At 68.1% G+C, this 752-nt stretch carries 1 protein-coding gene; it reads left to right on the top strand.

The genetic code is table 11. The features are described from left to right. Positions 1-125: 125 nt before the first annotated feature. Positions 126-752, top strand: a 627-nt coding sequence (locus tag ACFFIA_RS13120; protein ID WP_377250368.1) for a glucosaminidase domain-containing protein, incomplete at its 3' end; no start/stop codon positions are given.

The following is a 752-nucleotide window of genomic DNA, read 5'->3' as shown; positions in this document are numbered from 1 at the left end:
TCGCCGCCCCCGTCCAGGTCGGCAACGGCTGGCGGGACTTCCGCCTCGCCGCCTACTGATCCGTCCTTCCCTTCCTCCTTCCCTTCCTCCTTCGCGCGTCGATGACGCCTGTCCCAGGAGCACCCATGAGAAGAACCTTCCTCGCCCGCCTCGCCATCGCGGCGCTGGCCGGCGGGATGCTCTCGACAGCGGCGGTGAGCGGTGCCTCCGCCGTTCCGCCCGAGACGTACATCAACACCTACGCCGCGTCCGCCCAGGCCCTCCAGCAGGAGTACGGCGTGCCGGCCTCGGTCGCGCTCGGCCAGTCGATCCTCGAGTCGGCGTGGGGCGAGAGCCGGCTGACCCGGGAGCGGCGCAACTTCTTCGGTTTCAAGTGCACGTCGGCGAACGAGCCCGGGCCGATCGCCACGGGCTGCCACAACTACCCGACCCAGGAATGCGGCCCGTCCGGCTGCTACACGGTGAACCAGTACTTCCGCGGGTACGCCAGCAGCACCGACTCGTTCCGCGACTACGGGCGGCTGCTGCGGACCCCTCGATACGCGGCCGCGTTCGAGTACGTCAACGATCCCAACCAGTTCATCCGTGAGGTGCACCGGGCCGGGTACGCCACCGACCCGCAGTACGCCAACAAGGTCATCAGCCTGATGACGACGTACAACCTCTACCGCTTCAACAGCGCGCGAAACCTCACGGCGGAGAGTGTCAACGGTGACCGGTACGAGGACCTGGTCGCCGTCGACCCCAACCAG

This window comes from Phytohabitans kaempferiae, assembly GCF_042433955.1.
Taxonomy (GTDB): domain Bacteria; phylum Actinomycetota; class Actinomycetes; order Mycobacteriales; family Micromonosporaceae; genus Phytohabitans; species Phytohabitans kaempferiae.
Note: the sequence above shows the minus strand (reverse complement) of the source record. Positions and strands in the feature narration are given on the sequence as shown.